Source organism: Pseudomonas sp. F-14 TE3482 (assembly GCF_053629455.1).
The window spans coordinates 2,891,431-2,911,908 of record NZ_JBRJII010000001.1 but is presented as its reverse complement, the minus strand read 5'-3'; the positions used below and the strand labels follow the sequence as shown (position 1 = coordinate 2,911,908).

Here is a 20,478-nt window from a genome sequence, read left to right as displayed (position 1 = left end):
CGATGAAACCTCACGCCACGGCTTATAGCCAACGCTTGTTGCGCGGTCAGACGCCCTCTTACGAACGCTTGCAGGCGCGCCTGGCCGAAGACGGCAGTGAATTGGGCGCCGCGCCAATTGCGGTGCATTGCGGTTGGGGCCGGTTGCTGATCGGCCATACCTTTCCCGATGCGGCGAGCCTTGCCCAAGAGTTGCTCAATGAGCAGCCCGGTGAGCGGGACATCGCCTTGTACGTTGCCGCGCCCCAGCAAGTGTTGGGGCTGGAGCCGGCGCAACTGTTTCTTGACCCCTCCGACACCTTGCGCCTGTGGTTCAGCGATTACCGCCAGGCCACCCGGGTGTTTCGCGGCTTTCGCATCCGTCGGGCGCAAAGCGAGGCGGACTGGCAGGCTGTCAATCAGCTGTATCAGGCACGCGGCATGCTGCCCATTGATGCGAATTTGCTGACGCCTCATTCCCAGGGCGGCCCGGTTTACTGGCTGGCCGAAGATGAGGACAGCGGCACCATCATCGGCAGCGTCATGGGCCTGAATCATCACAAGGCGTTCAACGATCCGGAAAACGGCAGCAGCCTGTGGTGCCTGGCGGTCGATCCGCAATGTTCCCGCCCAGGCGTCGGTGAAGTGCTGGTACGGCACTTGATCGAACACTTCATGAGCCGTGGTCTGAGTTACCTGGACCTGTCGGTGCTGCACAACAACCGCCAGGCGAAAAGTCTTTACGCCAAGCTCGGTTTTCGCAATTTGTCGACCTTCGCCATCAAGCGCAAAAACGGCATCAACCAGCCGTTGTTTCTCGGCCCCGGCCCCGAAGCCGAGTTCAATCCGTATGCACGAATCATCGTTGAAGAGGCTCATCGGCGCGGCATTGAGGTTCAGGTGGATGACGCGCAAGCGGGTCTGTTTACCTTGATTCACGGCAGTCGTCGGGTGCGTTGCCGCGAATCCCTGAGCGATCTGACCAGCGCCATCAGCATGACGTTGTGTCAGGACAAAAGCCTGACCCACAAGGTGCTGAAAAACGCCGGTCTTAAACTGCCCGCCCAACAACTGGCGGGGAGCGCGGACGACAACCTGGCGTTTCTCGACGAGCATCAACGGGTGGTGGTCAAACCGCTGGATGGTGAGCAAGGCCAAGGGGTGGCGGTGGATTTACGCAACATCGAAGAGGTCCAGCAAGCCATCGAAAACGCCCGCGCATTCGACAGTCGAGTGCTGCTGGAAAGCTTCCATGAAGGCCTCGACTTGCGGATTCTGGTGATCGGTTTCGAGGTGGTCGCGGCCGCCATTCGCCGGCCGGCGGAAGTGGTGGGCGATGGTCAGCATTCCATCGGGGCGCTGATCGAGGCCCAGAGCCGTCGCCGTCAGGCGGCAACCAGCGGTGAAAGCAAAATTCCGCTGGACCATGAGACCCAGCGCACCTTGCAGGCCGCGGGTTACGACTACAGCAGCATTCTGCCGGCCGGTGAGCATCTGTTCGTGCGGCGCACGGCGAATCTTCATACCGGCGGCATTCTTGAGGACGTCACGGCGATTCTGCATCCGACCTTGGTGGATGCGGCGGTGCGGGCGGCGCGGGCGCTGGATATCCCGATGGTCGGGCTCGACCTGATGGTGCCGGCCGCTGACCAGCCGGAGTATGTGTTTATCGAAGCCAATGAACGCGCAGGGCTGGCCAACCATGAACCGCAGCCGACGGCGGAGCGGTTTGTGGATTTGTTGTTTGCGCATAGTCAGCCGGTGGTTTCATGAAGGTGTGTCGCCTGAACTGACGCCATCGCGGGCAAGCCCGCTCCCACAGGGTACGCGGTCAATTGTGGGAGCGGGCTTGCCCGCGATGGCGGCCTGACAGGCAACGCGGATTCCCCCTCCTCATCGAAACCATCGATGTACTCACCTCATCAGGAGTTTCCATGACCCGCAAAATTCCCGAACCGGATCTCAATTATCTGCAAAAAGTTCTGCTGGAAATGCTCGCCATTCCCAGCCCCACCGGGTTCACCGACACCATCGTGCGTTACGTTGCCGAACGTCTCGAAGAGTTGGGCATTCCCTTTGAGATGACCCGTCGCGGCACCATCCGCGCCACCCTCAAGGGCAAGCAGAACAGCCCGGACCGCGCCGTCTCCGCCCACCTGGACACCATTGGCGCGGCGGTTCGCGCGATCAAGGACAACGGTCGCCTGACCCTGGCGCCGGTCGGTTGCTGGTCCAGCCGTTTTGCCGAAGGCAGCCGCGTCAGTCTGTTCACCGACAACGGCGTGATCCGCGGCAGCGTGTTGCCGTTGATGGCTTCCGGACACGCGTTCAATACCGCCGTGGATGAAATGCCGATCAGCTGGGATCACATCGAATTGCGCCTGGACGCCTACTGCGCCACCCGCGCCGATTGCGATTCGCTGGGGATCAGCGTCGGCGATTTCGTCGCCTTCGACCCGTTGCCGGAGTTCACCGAAAGCGGCCACATCAGCGCCCGTCACCTCGACGACAAGGCCGGCGTTGCCGCACTGCTGGCGGCGCTGAAAGCCATTGTCGACAGCGGCGAAGAACTGATGATCGACTGCCATCCACTGTTCACCATCACCGAAGAAACCGGCAGCGGTGCAGCGGCTGCCCTGCCTTGGGACGTCAGCGAATTCGTCGGCATCGACATCGCGCCGGTCGCGCCCGGCCAGCATTCCAGCGAACACGCGGTGAGTGTGGCGATGCAGGATTCCGGCGGGCCTTATGACTATCACTTGTCGCGCCACCTGCTGCGCCTGGCCAGCGACAACGAACTGCCGGCGCGCCGCGACCTGTTCCGCTATTACTTCAGCGATGCTCACTCGGCCGTCACTGCCGGCCACGACATTCGCACCGCCCTGCTCGCCTTCGGCTGCGATGCCACCCACGGTTACGAGCGCACCCACATCGACAGCCTCGCCGCCCTCAGCCGCCTGCTCGGCGCCTACATCCTCAGCCCGCCGGTGTTCGCCAGCGATGCACAACCGGCCAAGGGCTCCCTGGACCGGTTCAGTCATCAGATCGAACACGAGACGCAGATGGAAAGTGACACACGGGTGCCGTCGGTGGATAGCTTGATTGGGCAGCGTTCGGATAACTGATCCTGACATTTTTCCACCAGGAAAATCGCCATCGCGGGCAAGCCCGCTCCCACAAGGTATGTGTCGATCCGGGATATTGTGATCGACGCAAAACCTGTGGGAGCGGGCTTGCCCGTGATGGCGGTAGCTCAGTCAACACATCATTACCAGGCTAGCCGCAACCGCCCATTCGCCGTAGCATCGCGCCATTGTTTAGCCGAGGTGCCTTATGCTGATCCCCCACGACCAACTTGAAGTCGACACGTTGACCCGCCTGATCGAGGATTTCGTGACCCGCGACGGCACGGACAATGGCGATGACACACCGCTGGAAACCCGTGTGTTGCGTGTTCGTCAGGCATTGACCAAGGGCCAGGCGCTGATCGTCTTCGATCCGGAAAGCGAGCAATGCCAGTTGATGCTCAAGCACGACGTGCCCAAGCACCTGTTCGACTGAGGCCCTTAACGGGCTTTGGCTTTGGCCTGTTGGATCTGGATGCGCTCATAGACTTCGGCGCGATGTACGTTGACCTGCTGCGGCGCTTCAACACCGAAGCGCACGCTGCTTCCGTTGACGGCGAGAACCCGCACGGAAATGTTGTCACCAATGGAAATCAACTCGCCCACAACGCGACTGAGTACAAGCATGGCATTCATCCTTCAGGGTTACCGGCCCTTGAAGATGCCCGGCGCGTAGCGGGTCTTCAATGCAACGGCAGCAAAACAGTCTTGCCCTACAGCCCAGGAGGCTTCGCCCTGACGGACGTGTCCGACAAACCGGTTGAATGAAGGACCGATCCTTCAGGAAGCGGAAAAGCGCGGGCCAAACAGGATGACGCTCGCCCCGATCACACACAGCGCCACGCCAATCCAGTCCGAGCCCAGCGGACGAATCCGCTCGACCACCGCCAGCCAGCCGATCGACGCAATGATGTAGATGCCACCGTAGGCGGCATAGGCGCGGCCAGCGTAGCTCGCTTCGACCCGGGTCAGCAGTACCGCGAACAAGATCAGGCTGAGCAACGCCGGGATGATCCACCAAGCGCTCTTACCCTGGCGCAACCACATCCAGAAGGCGAAGCAGCCAGCGATTTCAAACAGCGCGGCGAGGAAAAACCACAGGTAATTGAGCATGCAGATGTCTCGTGAGGATGACCGGTTGCGGCCACCCTAACGACGGTCTTGCGCACGGGCAAGTTCAGCTTGCGGATTGTTTGGCCTTGGCGCGCATTTTGTCGGCCATCACGGTCATTTCGTTGTAGAGCAACTGCGGATCTTTCTGTTTGATCGCCCAGGCCATGCGGCCCTGTTCGTGAGGCAGAATCAGGAATTCGCCGGCGGCGACCTGCTGATAGATGTAATCGGCAATGTCGGCGGCGGTGATCGGCGAGCTTTCCAGCAACTTGCCGACCTGGGCTTTCATGGCCGGAGTCGGGCCGCGGAAAGAGTCCAGCAAGTTGGTCTGGAAGAACGAGGGGCAGACCACATGCACGCTGACTTCCTCGTGGGCCAGTTCGATCAACAGACTTTCGGACAAAGCCACCACACCCGCCTTGGCCACGTTGTAGTTGCTCATGGCCGGACCTTGCATCAGTGCGGCCATCGAGGCGATGTTGATGATCTTGCCTTTGCTTTTCTCCAGCAGCGGCAGGAAGGCCTTGCAGCCCTTGACCACACCCATCAGGTTGATCGCGATCTGCCAGTCCCAGTCTTCCAGCGACAATTCACTGAAGAACCCGCCCGAGGCCACGCCGGCGTTGTTAACGATGACGTCGATGCCGCCGAACTTCTCTTCGCAGGCTTGGGCGAACGCCGTCAGTTGGCTGTAGTCACGCACATCACAACGCTGAATGAAACCATCACCGCCGGCTTCGCGAACCAGCTTCAGGGTTTCTTGCAGGCCGGGTTCACTGACATCCGACAAGGCCAGCTGCCAGCCTTCACGCGCCCAGCGCAGCGCGATTTCGCGACCCAGGCCTGAGCCCGCGCCAGTGATCATCATGCGATTTTGCATAGCAAACAGCCTTGTTGTTCCGGGGAAGATGCACCGAGTGTAGCGAAGGATAATGCGCGACCCACGCTCCATCAGATTGCTGAATGGCCAGCAATGAACCACGGCGCGGTCCGGTTGTTTCAACGTTGAGACGCAGTAAAAGAAATAAACATACTTGCCAAATACATTAAAAAAACCTGGAATTTTTCTTCATATCCATGAGTCGGATTTTGTAAGCAGCTAGGATTAATACAAGTCCAGCTGATGGCTAAAACCCTAGGTCAATCCACAACGCTTTCAACAAGGAAACAGACATGGGCACAATTCTTATCGTTATTCTTATCCTGTTGTTGATAGGTGGCTTGCCGGTCTTCCCGCACTCCAGAAGTTGGGGTTACGGCCCGTCCGGTATCATCGGCGTGGTGTTGGTGGTGCTATTGATCCTGCTGCTACTTGGCAAGATATAAAGGTTTGCCGGCAAAAAAAAGAGGCCCTGCGAAGGGCCTCTTTTCTATTGCGCCAACAATTGGTCTGGCTTGCCGTCAACTACACCGGCGGTGTTATCGATGAGGCTTTTGGTGGCCGTCTGGATGAACGATTCGAGCTTTTGCTTGAGCGCCGCTTCGTCAGCCGATGCCGGGATCACCTCACCTTTGGGATTGGCGCCCAGTTCATAGTGATACAACTTCGGTGGCATCTCTTTGGGCAGTACCAGCACGCGATCCCCGGTGAGCAATGCAACCGTCTGATCGCTGCCCGACGGCTTGATCACGCCAAAACCCTTGTCGCCTTCCGGCAGGTTCAGCAAGTCGCGCCCCCAGCATTGTTGAATCACCTCTCCACCAATACGGCCCATGATGGTCGGCACGATGTCGATCTGGGTGCCGACGGTATGGTCGACCTGGCCGAATTTTTCCTGGACGCCCGGCCCGATCAGCAGCATCGGCACGTTGAAACGACCCAGGTCCATTTCAGTGATCTGCTGTTCGTTGCCAAAACCGTGGTCGCCGACCACCACAAACAGGGTTTCCTTGAAATACGGCTCTTTGCGGGCCTGTTCGAAGAATTGACCCAACGCCCAGTCGGAATAGCGCATGGCGGTCAAGTGTTCGTTGAGGCTGCCGCGATCGGTCACAGGCTTCACCGGCAATGGCGTCGGCAAAGCGTACGGCGTGTGGTTGGACAGCGTTTGCAGCAAGGCATAGAACGGCTTCTTGTCCTTGCCATCGCGGGCCTTCAATTCTTCCAGGCCACGGTTGAACATGTCCTGGTCGGACACGCCCCAGGTCGGATCGGAGAACACCGGGTTGACGAAGTCATTACGCCCGATGAAGTTGGTCATGCCCTGGTTGCTGAAGAAGCCCGACTGGTTGTCCCAGGCGAAGTCGCCGTTATAGACGTACACATCGTCGTAGTCACGGGCACTGAGCAACTGCGGCAGGCCGGACAGTTTGTGGCTGCCTTCAGGCGTCTGCATCAGGTATTCGAAACCCGGCAAGTTCGGGAAGCAGGCCATGGTGGCGAACATGCCCTGGTGGGTATGGGTGCCGTTGGAGAAGAAACGATCGAACAACAGGCCTTCTTTCGACAGTTTGTCGAAGTACGGCGTGATTTCACCCGGACGACCCAGAGCGCCCACCGAGTGACCGGCGAAGCTTTCCATCAGGATCACCACGACGTTCTTGATCGGCAGTGTCTTGTTGGTGTCGGGGCTGAAATTGCGACGCACCGCGGCGGTCTCGGGATCGACCAGCTTGTCACTCGGGGTCAACAACAAATCGCGCACGGTCTGCTGGGCCAGGGGCTGTGGCAGTGTGGCTTTCCAGACATTGTCGCGATGTTCGGACAGCCGGCTCTTGGCCGCTGCGATCAACGACAGCGTGCCGTTGAGGCCCAACTGATTGGCGAAGTTGGAGTCGGTGGTGTAAACGTCACCCCAACGCAGCGGCGGGCCTTGACGCAGAGTGCCACGAGCGGCGACCACGCAGACCAACAGGCAGACCACGAATACCGCGCCACGCGCATACCACGGAGCGACCTGCCGCGTACTGATACTGCCACCGCTGAACGGCCCGCGAGGACGCGTGGCGCGGTCGGCGCCCTTGAACGCAAGCGTCAGAATCAACGTGCCCACGGCCCAGGCCAGCAGGTAGCGAACCACCGGAAAACCGTACCAGAGCATGCTCACCACGGTTTTCGGGTCTTCTTTCACGTACTGGAAGACCAGACCGTTGAGGCGCTGGTGGAACTCGCGGTAAAAGTCCATCTCCATCAGGCCGAGGAACAGCGCAATGCTCGAGACAACGGTCAGCCACAGCCGGAAAAACCCGCGGGCGGCCATCGCCCTGGCGCTGAACAATGCCAGCACCAGCGGAATGCTGAGGTAAACCACCAGTCGCAAGTCGAAACGCAGGCCGTTGGCGAACGCTTCCAGAAAGGTCGAAGCCGGTGTATCAAGGATCATCGAGCTGTTGTAGACCAGCAGCGCCACGCGCAGCAGGCTGAACATGACCATCATGACCAAGGCACACAATAGCGTGTAGGCCAGATGCGATTTGACGGTCGGTTGCAGCAGGCGACTAGAAGCTCGCTGCTGACTCAGGGCGTCCGGGTTTGCCATGTCGTTTTAGGACCCATTGGAAGTTGAAGTTTCAAAAAATACAGCAGCGCCTTGCCTAAGGCTGGTCGGTTAACCTGTGGGAGCGGGCTTGCGCGGTGCGCAAATGTTGCACGATCAACCGAGGCATTACCATTGATTACTGACCCACAGGCCCCGACTGTCGCTTGCAGCGTTCTGGGACAAGAGACGTGACGCAAAGTTGCGGAGGCGGACTGGTTGGGGCGCGAGTGAATTGTCTTGGACGCTTTGTGAAAATTTCGTTCAACGCATATCCAGAAACAAAATAAAGCCCCGCCCCTTGGCAAAAAACGCAAACGCCCCGATCAAAAATCGGGGCGCTGTTGAACGGGCATTATCAAAAGTATACGCGGTTACTTCTCTGCGCGTTCTTTCAGGGCTTTGAGGGTGTTGAACGGCGCATCGACCACAAACTTGTTGGCCAACCACGACGGCACGCTGCCCCCGGGTTCGGTATGGGCCTGATAAGTCACTTCGACTTGATCGCCTTTTGGCACGAGCTTCCAGAATCCTTTGACCTGGGCGACCCGTACAAAACCTTTTTCTTCCGGAACGTACTTGGGCTGCCCTTCCAACTCGCGGGTCAGGCTGCCATCGGCGCCTTCAACAGTGGTGACATGCAATACGGAGTCGCGAGGAGTGACCGGCCAAGGGGTATTGAACTGGGTGTAGGTCCAGCTCTGGTTACCTTCATGTTTGAGCAACTTCTGAGTCTTGCACTCGTGAATCCATGCACAGGCACCCGGCACGTCTTCCTGCAATGCACGCAGTTTGGCCATGGTGGTCTTCATGACGGTCACGCCACGGTAAGCCTTGTATTGGGAACCGGCCACTTCACTCAAGGACACCTTGATGCCCTCTTCTTCCTTGGCGGTTTTCCATTCCTCGGCCTGGGCCGTGGAGGCCAGTAAAACCGTCAAACCACACAGCACAGCCATACGATGCAGCGAACCCATAGTCTTATTCCTTATTGTTGAAAGTTCCGTTCGTTGAACACATCACGCGGCCGTCATTTGCTCCCACCAGCCCAGCAACTTGATCGCTTCGTCGCTGCTGCTTCCGCAGACCTCGACATCGGCTTCAAACGCCGAACACACCGCAGGGCGTTCCGGCTTGCCGAAAATGCTGCACAGGTTATCGGCAGACAGCTGTACGCAACGCTCTCCGGCGGCTTTGCCATTGGGCATGCCGGGAATCGGCGAACTGATGGAAGGGGCAATGCAACAGGCGCCACAGCCTTCACGGCATCTCATGACGACAAGCTCCTCGCGACGGGCAATGTGTTAAAGGGACGGGGCACAGAGTAACGGCTAAAACGACTGTTTAAAATTACCCAAGCCCGGGTTTTTTCGCTCAAACGAGCGTGACTGACCAGTCTCCGACAAAGCGTCTGGTCCGAGGGTCACGAATGGGAGGAAATTACTGCTTGAACTCGAATTCCAGCGCCGCGCCTTCAACTTCCCGACGCTCTTCATTGCGCAGTTGCAACTGCATTTCGTTGCTGAGCAGACGACCGTTGAGCTGGAACGGGCTGCTCTTGTCACCGAACATTTGAGGCAACAACGCATCGCGGAGGGGCAAGGTTACCGTACCGACCGGCTTCAATTCTTCGACCATGTCCTTGGGCAGGCTCAAGTCGAGATCTGCAGAAGGGAGTTTGGTTTTCACGACTTCACTGGCCGGTTTCGACTTGGAAGCAATGGGGGAACGTTTCTTTACCGCTGTAGCCTTCTTTTTGGCCGGCGCTGCTTTTTTGACCGGTGCCGCTTTTTTCGCAGTGGTGCTGGCTGTCGGTTTTTCCTGAACGGAAGCCGCCATGACGCCTTCCGGGTGACAGGTCATTAACAGGCAGATCAACAACCAGGCGGCAGGAAAAATCGGCTTCATGGACCCAACGGCGTGAACGGCAGAAGGCTATATGCTCGCCTGTTGGAGACGACAAGACAAGCGGCCAGTTCAAAACTGCCCGGCCGGTCAAAAACCGCTCGCCGTCTCCTGACAAAGTTGCGTCGCCAGCAAACCCAACGTCATCAATGCACGCTCGGCCTCGCGGTTCCAGGGGATGCCACAGTTCAGGCGAATGCAGTGATTGAACTGCTCGGTATTACTGAAAATCAACCCCGGCGCAATGCTGATGCCCTGCTGCAACGCACGCACATGCAGTTCCTGCGTATTCACCCGCCCTGGCAGGCTGACCCACAAAATGAAGCCGCCGGTGGGTCGGGTCATCTGCGTGCCTTCCGGGAAATACTGCTGGACCGCCAGCTGAAAAGCGCTGAGATTCTTGCGGTACTCCTGACGGATGTAGCGCAAATGCCGGTCGTAACCGCCGTTCTCCAGATAGGCCGCGATGCCCATTTGCGTGACGCTGCAGGCCGAATGGGTGCTGAAGGTCTGCAAGCGCTGGATTTCCTGCTGGTACTTGCCGGCAATCATCCAGCCGATGCGCACACCGGGCGACAGGGTTTTGGAGAAGCTGGAGCAATAGATCACCCGATCCAGCCGGTCGTAGGCCTTGAGCGATTTGGTGCGACCCTGCTCGAACATCAGTTCGCCGTAAATATCGTCTTCGACGACCTGGATATCGAAATCCGAGGCCAGGCGCAGCAATTGTTTCTGCCGCTCTTCGGGCATGGTGCCGCCCAATGGATTGCTCAGGCGCGTGGTCAGCACCAGCGCCTTGATCGACCACTGGTTGGCCGCCAATTGCAGGGCTTCGAGGCTCATGCCGGTGGAGGGATCGCTGGGGATCTCGATGACTTTCAGCCCCAGCAGGTCGGCCAGTTGCAGCAAACCGTAATAGGTCGGCGACTCGGCCGCGATCAGATCGCCCGGCCGGGTCAATACGCGCAGAGACATCTGCAACGCATCGACGCAGCCGTGGGTGATCACAACTTCCGACGGGTCGACCACCACGCCGGCGTCGCGCATGCGGATCGCCACTTGCCGACGCAATGGCTCGAAACCGGGGCTGAACATGTAGCTGAACGCCCGCGGGCTATGGAAACGGGTGACTTTGGCCAGTTGCTGATGCAGCGCCCGTACCGGCAGATAGTCAACGCTCGGTACGGCGGCGCCCAACGGGAAGACGCCTTCGCGCCGGGATTCGACCAGGACTTGCTGAATGATGCTGCTGCGCGTGACAAGGCCAGGTCGCTCGACCCGTGCAATGTCCGGGGTTGGCGCCGTGAGCGCAGGCGTCTGGTGCACGTAGTAACCGGATTGCGGCCGGGCACGAATCAGCCCCTGATCTTCAAGGTTGGCGTAGGCCTGCAACACCGTTGCATGGCTGACGTTGAGCTGCGAGCTCATCTTGCGCACCGAAGGCACGCGCTCCCCCGGTTGATAAACACCGCGGCGGATGTCTTCGGCCAGTTGCTGAGCAATACGTTGGTAGAGCAAGAGATTGGTCATGACGCAGCACTCGATTTCACGGGCATTTTATTCTTGTGTGAAACAATACCGGAACAGTTTGGAAGTGTACTGGGACAGTTGTCACAATAGTCGACCGTACAGTGCATTGTCAGCAAAAACTGTACTGTTTTATGGAGAGGATTGCGCTGATTGGCAGGCACAAAAAAACCCGGCACTGCTGACAGGCCGGGTTTTCCAGTAACGCAGCCCTTAGCGGGCGGCGCCGAGCTGGCCTTTTTCGTCGGAGAACACAATTTCCACCCGACGGTTCTGTGCACGACCACGTTCTGAGGCGTTCACGTCCACCGGGTATTCATCGCCGTAGCCTTCGACTTTGATACGTTTGTCGTCGATGCCCAGGTCCATCAGCACATCCGCCACCGATTGCGCACGGTCGCGGGACAGCTTGAGGTTTTCCTGTTTACCGCCGGTGCTGTCGGTATAGCCTTCGATCCGCACCACCCGTTTGGGGTTGAGCTGCAGGAACTGGACGATCTTCAGCACCACGCGGTTTGCCGAGCTTTTCAGCTCTGCTTCACCGGTATCGAACAGCACATCGCCCAGAGTCATCACCAGACCACGGTCGGTTTGGGTAGTCGCCAACGCCACGATCTGCTCTTCGAGCCACTTGCCCTGTTGCTGCACGCTGAGCAACTTGGACTCACGCAGGGCCAATTGCAGGCGCTGACGCTCGAGTTCGAGCTTCGCCGCGCGTTCCTCGTTGAGCACTTGATTGGTGTGTTCCCGGGCGATTTCGCTGTAGCGCCGGCTCAGGTAGGCGTAATGCACAACGTCCGAACCGCTGCCCCAGTAGCTGGACAGACGATCGGCGCGGGCCAGCGACTCACCGGCACGGATCACGTCTTTGGGCGCAATGCGCAGCACATTGGAGTCTTCCTTGACCTTCTGAAAGTCAGTGCCGGCCTGCTGGATTGCGGCTTCGCTGTGTTGACCAGCGCAACCATAAAGGCTTGCGCAACCGGCCAGGATCAAGCCGCCGAGTGCTTTGGTTTTCAGGCTCATTGGGCATCTCCCAGTTGCTTGCGCAGACGAGTGATGCGGGTATTGAGCACGTTCAACTGCTCCTCACTCTTGAGGGTCAGAACCCGGGCTTCGGCCAGACGCGCGTCCAGCTCGGCCTGCTCGGCCCGCATGCGTGCATTCTTGAAGGACTGGTCGGCCATGTTGCCCTTGGCGCGCTTGAACTTGTCTTCAGCCAGTTTCAGCTCCGGCACTTCGTCGGCGGTAGCACCCACGGCCTTGGCTTGTTCGAGGGCCTGTTCGGTCAGGCGTATTTGTTCATTCGGCGCCGGATCGGCTGCACAACCCGCCAGAGCCAGAACGGCCAGGGCAGCGAAAAGAGGTCGAATACTCACTAAAAATCCCTACTGTTTTGGGGTACTGACAGGTTGTGGCTGCGGTTGTGAGCGTTGCGCTTTCCAACGCTCGATATTGCGCAGCAGCGCAGCTTCCGTCAGTCCGGACGCGGGCAATTCTGTCATCTTTTTAGCCAGCTGTCCGCGCAACCAAGGATCGTTGCAGGCAGAGTTATGGGAAACCGCAAGATACAGGCCCGGTTTGTCGATGGGGTGTGGGTGGGCCATCAGGTCATCGGCCATCCCTAGCGTTTGCACCAGGGCCATGCCCGAGTAGCGTCCGGCGAGGACAAATTCCACCTCGTTCAGCAGCAACTTCTGAAAGGCCTGGGTCAGATTGGGCGTGCGCACCAGGGTCAATTGCTGCTCGGCAAAAATACCAAATGAGGGGGTTACCCGAGCCTTTTCCGACAAGGCGCCGGGATGACCGTGAAGGTCCTGCGCTTCGTTGTAGACCAGTAACGAATCGTTGCGAGTCCAGACCAGGTAATCGTTCTCCAGCAGCGGTGGATGGATGTAATCCAGATTTTCCAGCTCACTGACCGTCAACGGCGCATCGGCCAGCATGTCCATGCGCCCGCTGCGCACTTCGTCCAGGGCCTGGGAGCGTTTGCCGGCGTAAAGCAGTTCGACCTTGATGCCCAACTCCCCCGCCACTTGCTGCAACAGGTCGGCGCTGGCGCCAATCAGATGCTTGGGATTTTGCGGGTCTTGCCACAGGTACGGCGGCGCGTCCGGGCTGCCGGTCACCACCAGGCGCTCACATTTGCCCGCGGCTATGGATAGCCCCGGCAACAGCGTCAGCCCCAGCAGTAATGACCAGCCACACACGCGGCGTAAATCCATGGCGAAACACCCCTCAAAGAACAAAAAAAAGCCCGACCAAAAGGCCGGGCTCTTTATAAGTCAAGCCGCCGGATTAGACCAGCTTCTCGAACTCGGGGATGGCTTCGAACAAATCCGCCACCAGGCCGTAATCGGCCACCTGAAAGATCGGCGCTTCTTCGTCCTTGTTGATCGCCACGATCACTTTGGAGTCTTTCATGCCGGCCAGGTGCTGGATCGCGCCGGAGATACCGACGGCGATGTACAGCTGTGGCGCAACGATCTTGCCGGTCTGACCGACCTGCATGTCGTTGGGTACAAAACCTGCGTCGACCGCGGCGCGGGAAGCGCCGACTGCCGCGCCCAGCTTGTCGGCCAGGGCGTACAGGTGCTTGAAGTTGTCGCCGTTCTGCATGCCGCGACCGCCGGAAACGACGATTTTGGCAGCGGTCAGTTCCGGACGATCGGACTTGGCCAATTCTTCGCCAACGAAGCTCGAAGTGCCTGCGTCGTGAGCAGCGGCAACGGCTTCAACAGCCGCCGAACCACCTTCAGCGGCAACCGGGTCGAAACCGGTGGCACGCACGGTGATCACTTTGACCGCAGCGTTCGATTGAACGGTTGCGATCGCGTTACCGGCATAGATCGGGCGCTTGAAAGTGTCAGCGCTTTCGACCGAGATGATCTCGGAGATCTGGTCAACGTCCAGCTGAGCGGCAACGCGCGGCAGGATGTTTTTACCGTTGGAGGTGGCGGCAGCCAGGATGTGGCTGTAAGCCTTGCCCAACTCTGTAACCAGCGGCGCGACGTTTTCCGGCAGTTGATGAGCGTAAGCGGCGTTGTCGGCCACCAGCACTTTCGCCACACCAGCGATTTTCGCAGCGGCTTCAGCCACGGCGCCAGCGCCCTGACCTGCAACCAGAACGTGGATATCACCGCCGATTTTGACGGCGGCAGCCACGGTGTTCAGCGTGGCCGGAGCCAGTACTTTGTTGTCGTGTTCAGCAATAACCAAGATAGTCATTTAGATTACCTTCGCTTCGTTCTTGAGTTTTTCAACCAGTTCAGCCACCGACTTGACCTTGATACCCGCGCTGCGTGCCGCCGGCGCTTCGACTTTCAGGGTCTTGTTGGTGGAGGCGGTGGAAACGCCCAAAGCGTCCGGAGTCAGCACTTCGAGAGGCTTCTTCTTGGCTTTCATGATGTTTGGCAGAGACGCGTAGCGCGGCTCGTTCAAACGCAGGTCGGTGGTGACGATGGCCGGCAGTTTCAGGGAAACCGTCTGCGCGCCGCCGTCGATTTCGCGGGTCACGGCAACGCTGTCGCCCGACACTTCAACTTTCGAAGCGAACGTACCCTGACCGTAGCCGCTCAATGCAGCGAGCATCTGGCCAGTCTGGTTGTTGTCGCTGTCGATGGCTTGTTTGCCAAGGATCACCAGCTGAGGCTGTTCCTTGTCGACAACAGCTTTCAACAACTTGGCAACCGCCAGGGAAGTCAGATCTTCAGCGGATTCGACGAGGATGGCGCGGTCGGCACCCAGAGCCAGCGCGGTGCGCAGTTGCTCTTGAGCGGTGGACGGGCCGATGGAGACGACGACGATTTCAGTCGCAACGCCTTTCTCTTTCAGACGTACGGCTTCTTCCACTGCGATTTCGCAGAATGGGTTCATCGACATCTTGACGTTAGCGAGGTCGACGCCGGAATTGTCCGCCTTGACACGAACCTTGACGTTGTAATCCACAACGCGTTTGACAGCTACAAGAACCTTCATGGATTCCTCGTTACTCTCCGGTGAAAAGAAAGTCGCCTAGGCGAACCTGGCGGTTGATGCTCATCGGCGCAAGGGCACCTCTAAAAACGCTGGCAGGTGTATCGGGTGAACGTTGCTCACGAGGCTGATAACCGTTCGTCAGTGGTGACCGACGGGTCATTCATTATCGTGGCGTGTAAACTGCGCGAAAAACCTGCGCGGCGCATCACCTTGTACTGCCATCGCCCTGTCTTTAGAGGTGCTCTTGAAACCAACAGTCAGCCTACGGCGAGCGCAAAACCGACCGTATCTTGACCGGAACGCCTATTCCGGTCAATACGGCAAAATGGCCACTCATAAGCCGCGGTGACTTTGATTTATCTGGCTTTGAGCCAATTCAAACAAACGTTTGTATTGGACGCTAGGAGTGGTGTAGATATAATGCGCCACCTAGAGAGAAAGGTGGGTCATCCATTGTCCCTTTCGGCCGTTGCCGGAGGAAATAATGGATGCAACGCCAAACCTCCAATTAGAAAAAAACTGTTGAGCCTTGAGTAGGAGATAGCCTGTGGAACGCGAATACATGGAATTCGACGTGGTCATCGTCGGTGCCGGCCCCGCTGGCCTGTCCGCCGCCTGCCGTTTGAAGCAGAAGGCCGCCGAAGCCGGTAAGGAAATCAGCGTCTGCGTGGTCGAAAAAGGCTCCGAAGTCGGTGCTCACATCCTGTCCGGTGCCGTGTTCGAACCACGCGCCCTGAACGAACTGTTCCCTGACTGGAAAGAACTCGGCGCGCCGCTGAATACGCCAGTCACACGCGATGACATCTTCGTTCTGAAAAACGCCGACAGCGCACAGAAGATTCCTGACCTCTTTGTGCCCAAGACCATGCACAACGAAGGCAACTACATCATCTCCCTGGGCAATCTGTGCCGCTGGCTGGCTCAGCAGGCCGAGAACCTGGGTGTGGAAATCTACCCGGGCTTCGCCGCCCAGGAAGCGCTGTTCGACGAGAACGGCGTGGTTCGCGGGATCATCACCGGCGATCTGGGCGTTGACCGTGAAGGCAATCCGAAAGAAGGCCTGTACACCCCGGGCATGGAACTGCGTGCCAAGTACACGCTGTTCGCCGAAGGTTGCCGCGGCCACATCGGCAAGCAACTGATCAAGCGTTTCAACCTCGACAGCGAAGCCGACGCCCAGCACTACGGCATCGGCCTGAAAGAAATCTGGGAAATCGACCCGGCCAAGCACCAGCCAGGCCTGGTGGTCCATACCGCCGGTTGGCCGCTGGACATCATGGGTACCGAGAACACCGGCGGCTCGTTCCTCTATCACCTGGAAAACAACCAGGTGGTGGTCGGCCTGATCGTCGATCTTTCCTACAGCAACACCTTCCTGTCGCCGTTCGACGAGTTCCAGCGCCTCAAGCATCACCCGGTGCTCAAGCAATACCTGGAAGGCGGCAAGCGCATCAGCTACGGCGCGCGTGCTATCTCCAAAGGCGGCTTGAACTCGCTGCCGAAAATGGTCTTCAAGGGCGGCGCGCTGATCGGGTGCGACCTCGGCACCCTGAACTTCGCCAAGATCAAAGGCAGCCACACCGCGATGAAGTCCGGCATGCTCGCCGCTGACGCCGTGGCCGATGCGCTGTTCGCTGAGAAGGATGGCACCGAAGAGCTGACCACTTACGTCGACGCCTTCAAGAAGAGCTGGCTCTACGACGAACTGTTCGCCAGCCGCAACTTCGGCCCGGCGATGCACAAGTTCGGCCCGATCATCGGCGCCGGTTTCAACTGGATCGACCAGAACATCTTCGGCGGCAAACTGCCGTTCACCCTGCACGACACCAAGCCGGATTACGCTTGCCTGAAACTGGCGGCCGACTGCAAGAAGATCGACTACCCGAAACCGGACGGCAAGATCAGCTTCGACAAACTCAGCTCGGTGTTCATCTCGGGTACCAACCACGAAGAAGAGCAGCCTTGCCACTTGAAGCTGACCGATCCGAGCATTCCGATCGCCAAAAACCTGCCGATGTACGATGAACCTGCCCAGCGTTACTGCCCGGCCGGCGTGTACGAAGTGGTGACCCAGGAAGACGGCGAGAAGCGCTTCCAGATCAACGCCCAGAACTGCGTTCACTGCAAGACCTGCGACATCAAGGACCCTGCACAGAACATCACCTGGGTGGCGCCGGAAGGCTCTGGCGGCCCGACTTACCCGAACATGTAAGTCGAATCGCTGAACATCAAGGCTCCCTAAAATGGGGGCCTTTTTGTTGCCCGCAATTCAAGCAACATCACAGAACCCTTGTGGGAGCGGGCTTGCCCGCGATGACGATTTATCATTCAACATTGAAGTCGACTGACCCACCGCAATCGCGGGCAAGCCCGCTCCCACAGGGATTTGTGGTGTATCAAGCAGCCCGCTCATCCCCGGGATTGCGTTCGAAGTAACGCTTGTATTCACGGCTGAACTGCGACGTGCTCTGATACCCCACCCGATGCGCCACCTGGGCCACGCCCAAGCCTTCGCCCAGCAACAACTGCTGAGCCCTGAGCAAGCGCAAACGCTTCAAATACTGCACCGGCGACAACAACGTGCAGCGCTTGAAATGCTCATGAAATGTCGACGCGCTCATGTTCGCGCAACTGGCCAGGGTCTCGACGTTCAGCGGCTCGGTGTAATGCGCATGCAGATGACTCAGGGACGCCGCGATCCGGGCGAACTGCCCCTGTTGTTCCACCAGCGCTCGCAATACATCCGCTTGCGGCCCCCGCAACGCCACGAACAACAACTCACGCAAGCGCGCCGGGCCCATGATCTGGCATTCCAGCGGATCGTGCAGGCAGCGCAACAACCGCTCCACACAACCGCGCATGGCATCGTCGAGCACCGCCGAGGTCATGGACTCGGGTGTCTGTGCGGGAACCGTGCGCCCCGGCGACAGCCCCATGGCCAGCACCAACTCACCGAGCATTACCCGGTCAATGGCGATGGAAACGCCCAGCATCGGGCCATCCGGCGCCGAAAACGTTTCGCACTCGAAGGGCACCGGCAACGCCTGAATCAGGTAATGCCCGGCACCATATTCCAGCGTACGCGGGCCCAGATACGCCAACTTGCTGCCTTGGGCGATGATGACCAGGCTTGGCTCGTAGATTTGCGGGCCACGAGCCACATCACAACTGGCGCGTAAAACCTGCACTCCCGGCAATGCGGTGGGCGCGAAACCATCGCGAATGGTCAGCGGCTGGATCAGCGAAACCAGGGTGGCATTGGCATCGAGATGACGGGTCAACAACATGAGGGAGCTCTTCACAAAAGAAGTCAAAAAAAGTCGCGAAAAACGGGATGAAAGCATCATCGCAGGTCTGAACGCCAATGCGACCAATCAACGGTGCATGCCGGAGGATTAGGCATGACACCCGGAGGAATCGCCATGGTCGGTCACCCGTGCGGCGCCCAGAATTGCTCGCCTCACCTGTCATCGCTTTTGCGAGGTTCACCATGTACACCGCCATCGGATATGCCGCTCAGTCAGCCACCACTCCCCTCGCCCCGATGAAATTCGAACGCCGCAGCCCACGGGCCGACGACGTTGCGATCGACATTCTCTACTGCGGCGTCTGCCATTCCGACATTCATCAGGCACGCAACGAGTGGGGCATTGCTGTTTACCCGCTGATGCCCGGCCACGAAATCGTAGGCAAAGTGACCGCCGTCGGTGCGAACGTTACCCAACACAAAATCGGCGATCTGGTCGGGGTCGGCTGCATGGTCGACTCGTGCCGACACTGCGAAGCCTGCCAGGCGGATCTGGAGCAATACTGCCTGGAAGGTCCGACCATGACGTATGCCACCCCGGACCGGGTCGATGGCAGCAACACCATGGGTGGTTACTCCGACAGCATCGTGGTCAGCGAGCACTTTGTCGTGCGTATTCCGGAGCAACTCGACCCGGCCAGCGCCGCGCCGATTCTGTGCGCCGGCATCACCACCTACTCGCCGCTCAAGCACTACGGCGTCAAGGCCGGTGACAAGGTCGGGATTCTCGGCATGGGTGGCCTCGGCCACATGGGCATCAAGTTCGCCAAGGCGATGGGCGCTGAGGTGACGTTGTTCACCCGCTCGGCGAGCAAGGCTGAAGAGGGTCGTCGCCAGGGCGCGGACCACGTGATCGTGTCCACCGACGCAGAACAGATGAAGGCCGCTGCAGGACATTTCGACTTCCTGCTGGACACCATTCCGGTGCAACACGACCTCAATCCCTACCTCGATACCCTGCGTTTCGACGGCGTACACATTCTGGTGGGCTTGATCGAACCGATCGATCCACCGGTGCACGCTGCCAAACTGGTATTGGGTCGTCGCGTGCTGGCCGGCTCGCTGATCGGCGGCATCGCCGAAACCCAGGAAGTGCTGGATTTCTGCGCCGAGCACGGCATCACCTGCGACATCGAAATGCTCGACATCCGCCAGATCAACGAGGCTTACACCCGCATGATTGCCGGTGACGTGAAGTACCGCTTCGTGATCGACATGGCGACACTGAAGGTTTAAACCTTCAAGCCAAGCTCCGCCGACAGCCGGGCGGTGACCCCTTTGATCAGGGGAATCAGCTCGGCCATTTTTTCCAGCGGCATGTACGGCACGGTGCTGGCGATGCTGATACCGGCGACGATGCGCTTGCTGGCATCGCGGATCGGCGCCGCCACGCAGCGAATCGACGGTTCGTTGTCTTCCAGGTCGAAGGCGTACCCGCCAGCCACATACTCAATCATGCGCTGCTGAAACTGCTCCCAGGATTGCTCCGGGTGCTGCGGCCAGAACTGATTTTTCCCAGCCACCGGCAAGCTGATTTCGTACAGCCGTTGCCATTCTTCCTGCGTGTCATCGAGCATCAGCGCCTTACCGATCCCGGTACGCGCCAATGGCATGCGATGCCCCACCCGCGAACGCATTTCCGGACCGTTGCGCCCCGGATTCTTGTGCAGGTACAACACCTCGTCGCCCTCACGGATCGCCAAGTGAATGGTGTCGCCGGTCAACGCCGACAACTCATCCAGATACGGCCCGGCCAGCGTCACCAGCGGCAGCTCTTCACGTGCCTGGAAACCCAGCTCAATCAGTTTCGGCCCCAGCAGATAACCGACTTGCGGCACTACGCGCAGATAACGCTCGTCCACCAGGCAACTGGCCAGACGATGGGTGGTGCTGCGCGTCGTGCCGATCAGCCGGGCGATTTCCTTGAGATCGCGGGCGCCACTGGCCACGGCCTGAACCACACCCAAACCACGAAGCAGTGTCTGGGTGCCAGTCGGCGCGGCGTCCTTGGCGATTTTTGGGGCGTCTTCCTGCATATCCAGCCTTTACCGTTGAGCGAGTGAACGGGC

The 20,478-nt window shown here is 59.1% G+C and carries 21 protein-coding genes; 6 read left to right on the top strand and 15 right to left on the bottom strand.

Features of this window, described 5'->3' with window-relative positions; translation table 11 throughout:
• Positions 1–2 precede the first annotated feature (2 nt).
• The 3 genes from ngg to AB7M26_RS13145 all read left to right on the top strand — a co-directional run bounded on the left by ngg (position 3) and on the right by AB7M26_RS13145 (position 3,539).
• Positions 3–1,751 carry an N-acetylglutaminylglutamine synthetase gene (gene ngg, locus AB7M26_RS13155; protein WP_123494543.1) on the top strand — a complete coding sequence of 583 codons (1,749 nt, stop codon included), beginning with the start codon at positions 3–5 and terminating at the stop codon, positions 1,749–1,751.
• A 161-nt stretch (positions 1,752–1,912) separates the two neighbouring features.
• Positions 1,913–3,103 carry an osmoprotectant NAGGN system M42 family peptidase gene (locus tag AB7M26_RS13150; protein ID WP_123494544.1) on the top strand — a complete coding sequence of 397 codons (1,191 nt, stop codon included), beginning with the start codon at positions 1,913–1,915 and terminating at the stop codon, positions 3,101–3,103.
• A gap of 208 nt (positions 3,104–3,311) precedes the next feature.
• Positions 3,312–3,539, top strand: coding sequence for a YheU family protein (locus AB7M26_RS13145; RefSeq protein ID WP_003199186.1), 228 nt, complete (start codon positions 3,312–3,314; stop codon positions 3,537–3,539).
• A gap of 5 nt (positions 3,540–3,544) precedes the next feature.
• On the opposite strand, the gene csrA is transcribed toward AB7M26_RS13145, so the two are convergent.
• The 3 genes from csrA to AB7M26_RS13130 form a co-directional block, all read right to left on the bottom strand.
• Positions 3,545–3,730 (bottom strand): carbon storage regulator CsrA, encoded by a 186-nt coding sequence (gene csrA / locus AB7M26_RS13140; RefSeq protein WP_123494546.1) that lies wholly within the window; start codon positions 3,728–3,730, stop codon positions 3,545–3,547.
• A 153-nt stretch (positions 3,731–3,883) separates the two neighbouring features.
• Entirely contained in the window at positions 3,884–4,216 is a 333-nt protein-coding gene (locus tag AB7M26_RS13135) for a YnfA family protein (protein ID WP_063341152.1), read from the bottom strand.
• Between the two features lie 64 nt (positions 4,217–4,280).
• Positions 4,281–5,096 (bottom strand): SDR family oxidoreductase, encoded by an 816-nt coding sequence (locus AB7M26_RS13130; RefSeq protein ID WP_123494547.1) that lies wholly within the window; start codon positions 5,094–5,096, stop codon positions 4,281–4,283.
• A gap of 293 nt (positions 5,097–5,389) precedes the next feature.
• Between AB7M26_RS13130 and AB7M26_RS13125 the strand changes: the two genes are divergently transcribed.
• Entirely contained in the window at positions 5,390–5,542 is a 153-nt protein-coding gene (locus AB7M26_RS13125; RefSeq protein WP_008012020.1) for a DUF3309 family protein, read from the top strand.
• A gap of 44 nt (positions 5,543–5,586) precedes the next feature.
• Here AB7M26_RS13125 and AB7M26_RS13120 read toward each other — a convergent pair whose 3' ends face one another.
• The 10 genes from AB7M26_RS13120 to AB7M26_RS13075 form a co-directional block, all read right to left on the bottom strand.
• A complete protein-coding gene (locus tag AB7M26_RS13120; protein WP_123494548.1) occupies positions 5,587–7,695 on the bottom strand; it encodes an LTA synthase family protein in 2,109 nt (702 codons plus the stop codon).
• A 371-nt stretch (positions 7,696–8,066) separates the two neighbouring features.
• The gene (locus AB7M26_RS13115) at positions 8,067–8,669 is read right to left on the bottom strand and encodes an START domain-containing protein (protein WP_008075148.1); all 603 of its coding nucleotides are present in this window, start codon (positions 8,667–8,669) and stop codon (positions 8,067–8,069) included.
• Positions 8,670–8,711: 42 nt separating this feature from the next.
• Positions 8,712–8,966: a YkgJ family cysteine cluster protein gene (locus AB7M26_RS13110; protein ID WP_019582607.1), complete on the bottom strand. Its 255-nt coding sequence runs from the start codon at positions 8,964–8,966 to the stop codon at positions 8,712–8,714.
• Positions 8,967–9,132: 166 nt separating this feature from the next.
• Positions 9,133–9,600 (bottom strand): translation initiation factor 2, encoded by a 468-nt coding sequence (locus tag AB7M26_RS13105; protein ID WP_123494549.1) that lies wholly within the window; start codon positions 9,598–9,600, stop codon positions 9,133–9,135.
• A gap of 87 nt (positions 9,601–9,687) precedes the next feature.
• Entirely contained in the window at positions 9,688–11,127 is a 1,440-nt protein-coding gene (locus AB7M26_RS13100) for an aminotransferase-like domain-containing protein (RefSeq protein WP_123494550.1), read from the bottom strand.
• Positions 11,128–11,337: 210 nt separating this feature from the next.
• Positions 11,338–12,150, bottom strand: coding sequence for an OmpA family protein (locus AB7M26_RS13095; protein ID WP_007903897.1), 813 nt, complete (start codon positions 12,148–12,150; stop codon positions 11,338–11,340).
• On the bottom strand, positions 12,147–12,503 hold the full coding sequence (locus tag AB7M26_RS13090; protein ID WP_008073146.1) for a DUF4398 domain-containing protein: 357 nt from the start codon (positions 12,501–12,503) through the stop codon (positions 12,147–12,149). The genes AB7M26_RS13095 and AB7M26_RS13090 overlap by 4 nt, the downstream gene beginning before the upstream one ends.
• Positions 12,504–12,512: 9 nt before the next feature.
• Entirely contained in the window at positions 12,513–13,349 is an 837-nt protein-coding gene (locus AB7M26_RS13085) for a substrate-binding periplasmic protein (protein WP_123494551.1), read from the bottom strand.
• 73 nt (positions 13,350–13,422) lie between these two features.
• Entirely contained in the window at positions 13,423–14,352 is a 930-nt protein-coding gene (locus tag AB7M26_RS13080) for an electron transfer flavoprotein subunit alpha/FixB family protein (protein ID WP_123494552.1), read from the bottom strand.
• Positions 14,353–15,102, bottom strand: coding sequence for an electron transfer flavoprotein subunit beta/FixA family protein (locus tag AB7M26_RS13075; RefSeq protein ID WP_003226982.1), 750 nt, complete (start codon positions 15,100–15,102; stop codon positions 14,353–14,355).
• A 547-nt stretch (positions 15,103–15,649) separates the two neighbouring features.
• On the opposite strand from AB7M26_RS13075, the gene AB7M26_RS13070 reads away from it, so the two are divergent.
• Positions 15,650–17,314: an electron transfer flavoprotein-ubiquinone oxidoreductase gene (locus tag AB7M26_RS13070; protein WP_123494553.1), complete on the top strand. Its 1,665-nt coding sequence runs from the start codon at positions 15,650–15,652 to the stop codon at positions 17,312–17,314.
• A 184-nt stretch (positions 17,315–17,498) separates the two neighbouring features.
• Here the strand turns inward: AB7M26_RS13070 and AB7M26_RS13065 are convergent, their stop codons facing one another.
• Positions 17,499–18,389 (bottom strand): AraC family transcriptional regulator, encoded by an 891-nt coding sequence (locus AB7M26_RS13065; RefSeq protein ID WP_123494555.1) that lies wholly within the window; start codon positions 18,387–18,389, stop codon positions 17,499–17,501.
• A 203-nt stretch (positions 18,390–18,592) separates the two neighbouring features.
• Between AB7M26_RS13065 and AB7M26_RS13060 the strand changes: the two genes are divergently transcribed.
• Complete coding sequence (locus AB7M26_RS13060) at positions 18,593–19,645, top strand: NAD(P)-dependent alcohol dehydrogenase (protein ID WP_123494556.1); 1,053 nt, start codon at positions 18,593–18,595, stop codon at positions 19,643–19,645.
• Here the strand turns inward: AB7M26_RS13060 and AB7M26_RS13055 are convergent.
• Positions 19,642–20,445, bottom strand: coding sequence for an IclR family transcriptional regulator (locus tag AB7M26_RS13055; protein ID WP_123494557.1), 804 nt, complete (start codon positions 20,443–20,445; stop codon positions 19,642–19,644). The two genes, AB7M26_RS13060 and AB7M26_RS13055, sit on opposite strands and share 4 nt — an antisense overlap.
• Positions 20,446–20,478: the final 33 nt, after the last annotated feature.

What these genes read in the sequence shown, in the direction of transcription:
- ngg (WP_123494543.1), top strand. Translation starts at nt 3, where the DNA reads ATGAAACCTCACGCCACGGCTTATAGCCAACGCTTGTTGCGCGGTCAG.
- AB7M26_RS13150 (WP_123494544.1), top strand. Translation starts at nt 1,913, where the DNA reads ATGACCCGCAAAATTCCCGAACCGGATCTCAATTATCTGCAAAAAGTT.
- AB7M26_RS13145 (WP_003199186.1), top strand. Translation starts at nt 3,312, where the DNA reads ATGCTGATCCCCCACGACCAACTTGAAGTCGACACGTTGACCCGCCTG.
- csrA (WP_123494546.1), bottom strand. Translation starts at nt 3,730, where the DNA reads ATGCTTGTACTCAGTCGCGTTGTGGGCGAGTTGATTTCCATTGGTGAC.
- AB7M26_RS13135 (WP_063341152.1), bottom strand. Translation starts at nt 4,216, where the DNA reads ATGCTCAATTACCTGTGGTTTTTCCTCGCCGCGCTGTTTGAAATCGCT.
- AB7M26_RS13130 (WP_123494547.1), bottom strand. Translation starts at nt 5,096, where the DNA reads ATGCAAAATCGCATGATGATCACTGGCGCGGGCTCAGGCCTGGGTCGC.
- AB7M26_RS13125 (WP_008012020.1), top strand. Translation starts at nt 5,390, where the DNA reads ATGGGCACAATTCTTATCGTTATTCTTATCCTGTTGTTGATAGGTGGC.
- AB7M26_RS13120 (WP_123494548.1), bottom strand. Translation starts at nt 7,695, where the DNA reads ATGGCAAACCCGGACGCCCTGAGTCAGCAGCGAGCTTCTAGTCGCCTG.
- AB7M26_RS13115 (WP_008075148.1), bottom strand. Translation starts at nt 8,669, where the DNA reads ATGGGTTCGCTGCATCGTATGGCTGTGCTGTGTGGTTTGACGGTTTTA.
- AB7M26_RS13110 (WP_019582607.1), bottom strand. Translation starts at nt 8,966, where the DNA reads ATGAGATGCCGTGAAGGCTGTGGCGCCTGTTGCATTGCCCCTTCCATC.
- AB7M26_RS13105 (WP_123494549.1), bottom strand. Translation starts at nt 9,600, where the DNA reads ATGAAGCCGATTTTTCCTGCCGCCTGGTTGTTGATCTGCCTGTTAATG.
- AB7M26_RS13100 (WP_123494550.1), bottom strand. Translation starts at nt 11,127, where the DNA reads ATGACCAATCTCTTGCTCTACCAACGTATTGCTCAGCAACTGGCCGAA.
- AB7M26_RS13095 (WP_007903897.1), bottom strand. Translation starts at nt 12,150, where the DNA reads ATGAGCCTGAAAACCAAAGCACTCGGCGGCTTGATCCTGGCCGGTTGC.
- AB7M26_RS13085 (WP_123494551.1), bottom strand. Translation starts at nt 13,349, where the DNA reads ATGGATTTACGCCGCGTGTGTGGCTGGTCATTACTGCTGGGGCTGACG.
- AB7M26_RS13080 (WP_123494552.1), bottom strand. Translation starts at nt 14,352, where the DNA reads ATGACTATCTTGGTTATTGCTGAACACGACAACAAAGTACTGGCTCCG.
- AB7M26_RS13075 (WP_003226982.1), bottom strand. Translation starts at nt 15,102, where the DNA reads ATGAAGGTTCTTGTAGCTGTCAAACGCGTTGTGGATTACAACGTCAAG.
- AB7M26_RS13065 (WP_123494555.1), bottom strand. Translation starts at nt 18,389, where the DNA reads ATGTTGTTGACCCGTCATCTCGATGCCAATGCCACCCTGGTTTCGCTG.
- AB7M26_RS13060 (WP_123494556.1), top strand. Translation starts at nt 18,593, where the DNA reads ATGTACACCGCCATCGGATATGCCGCTCAGTCAGCCACCACTCCCCTC.
- AB7M26_RS13055 (WP_123494557.1), bottom strand. Translation starts at nt 20,445, where the DNA reads ATGCAGGAAGACGCCCCAAAAATCGCCAAGGACGCCGCGCCGACTGGC.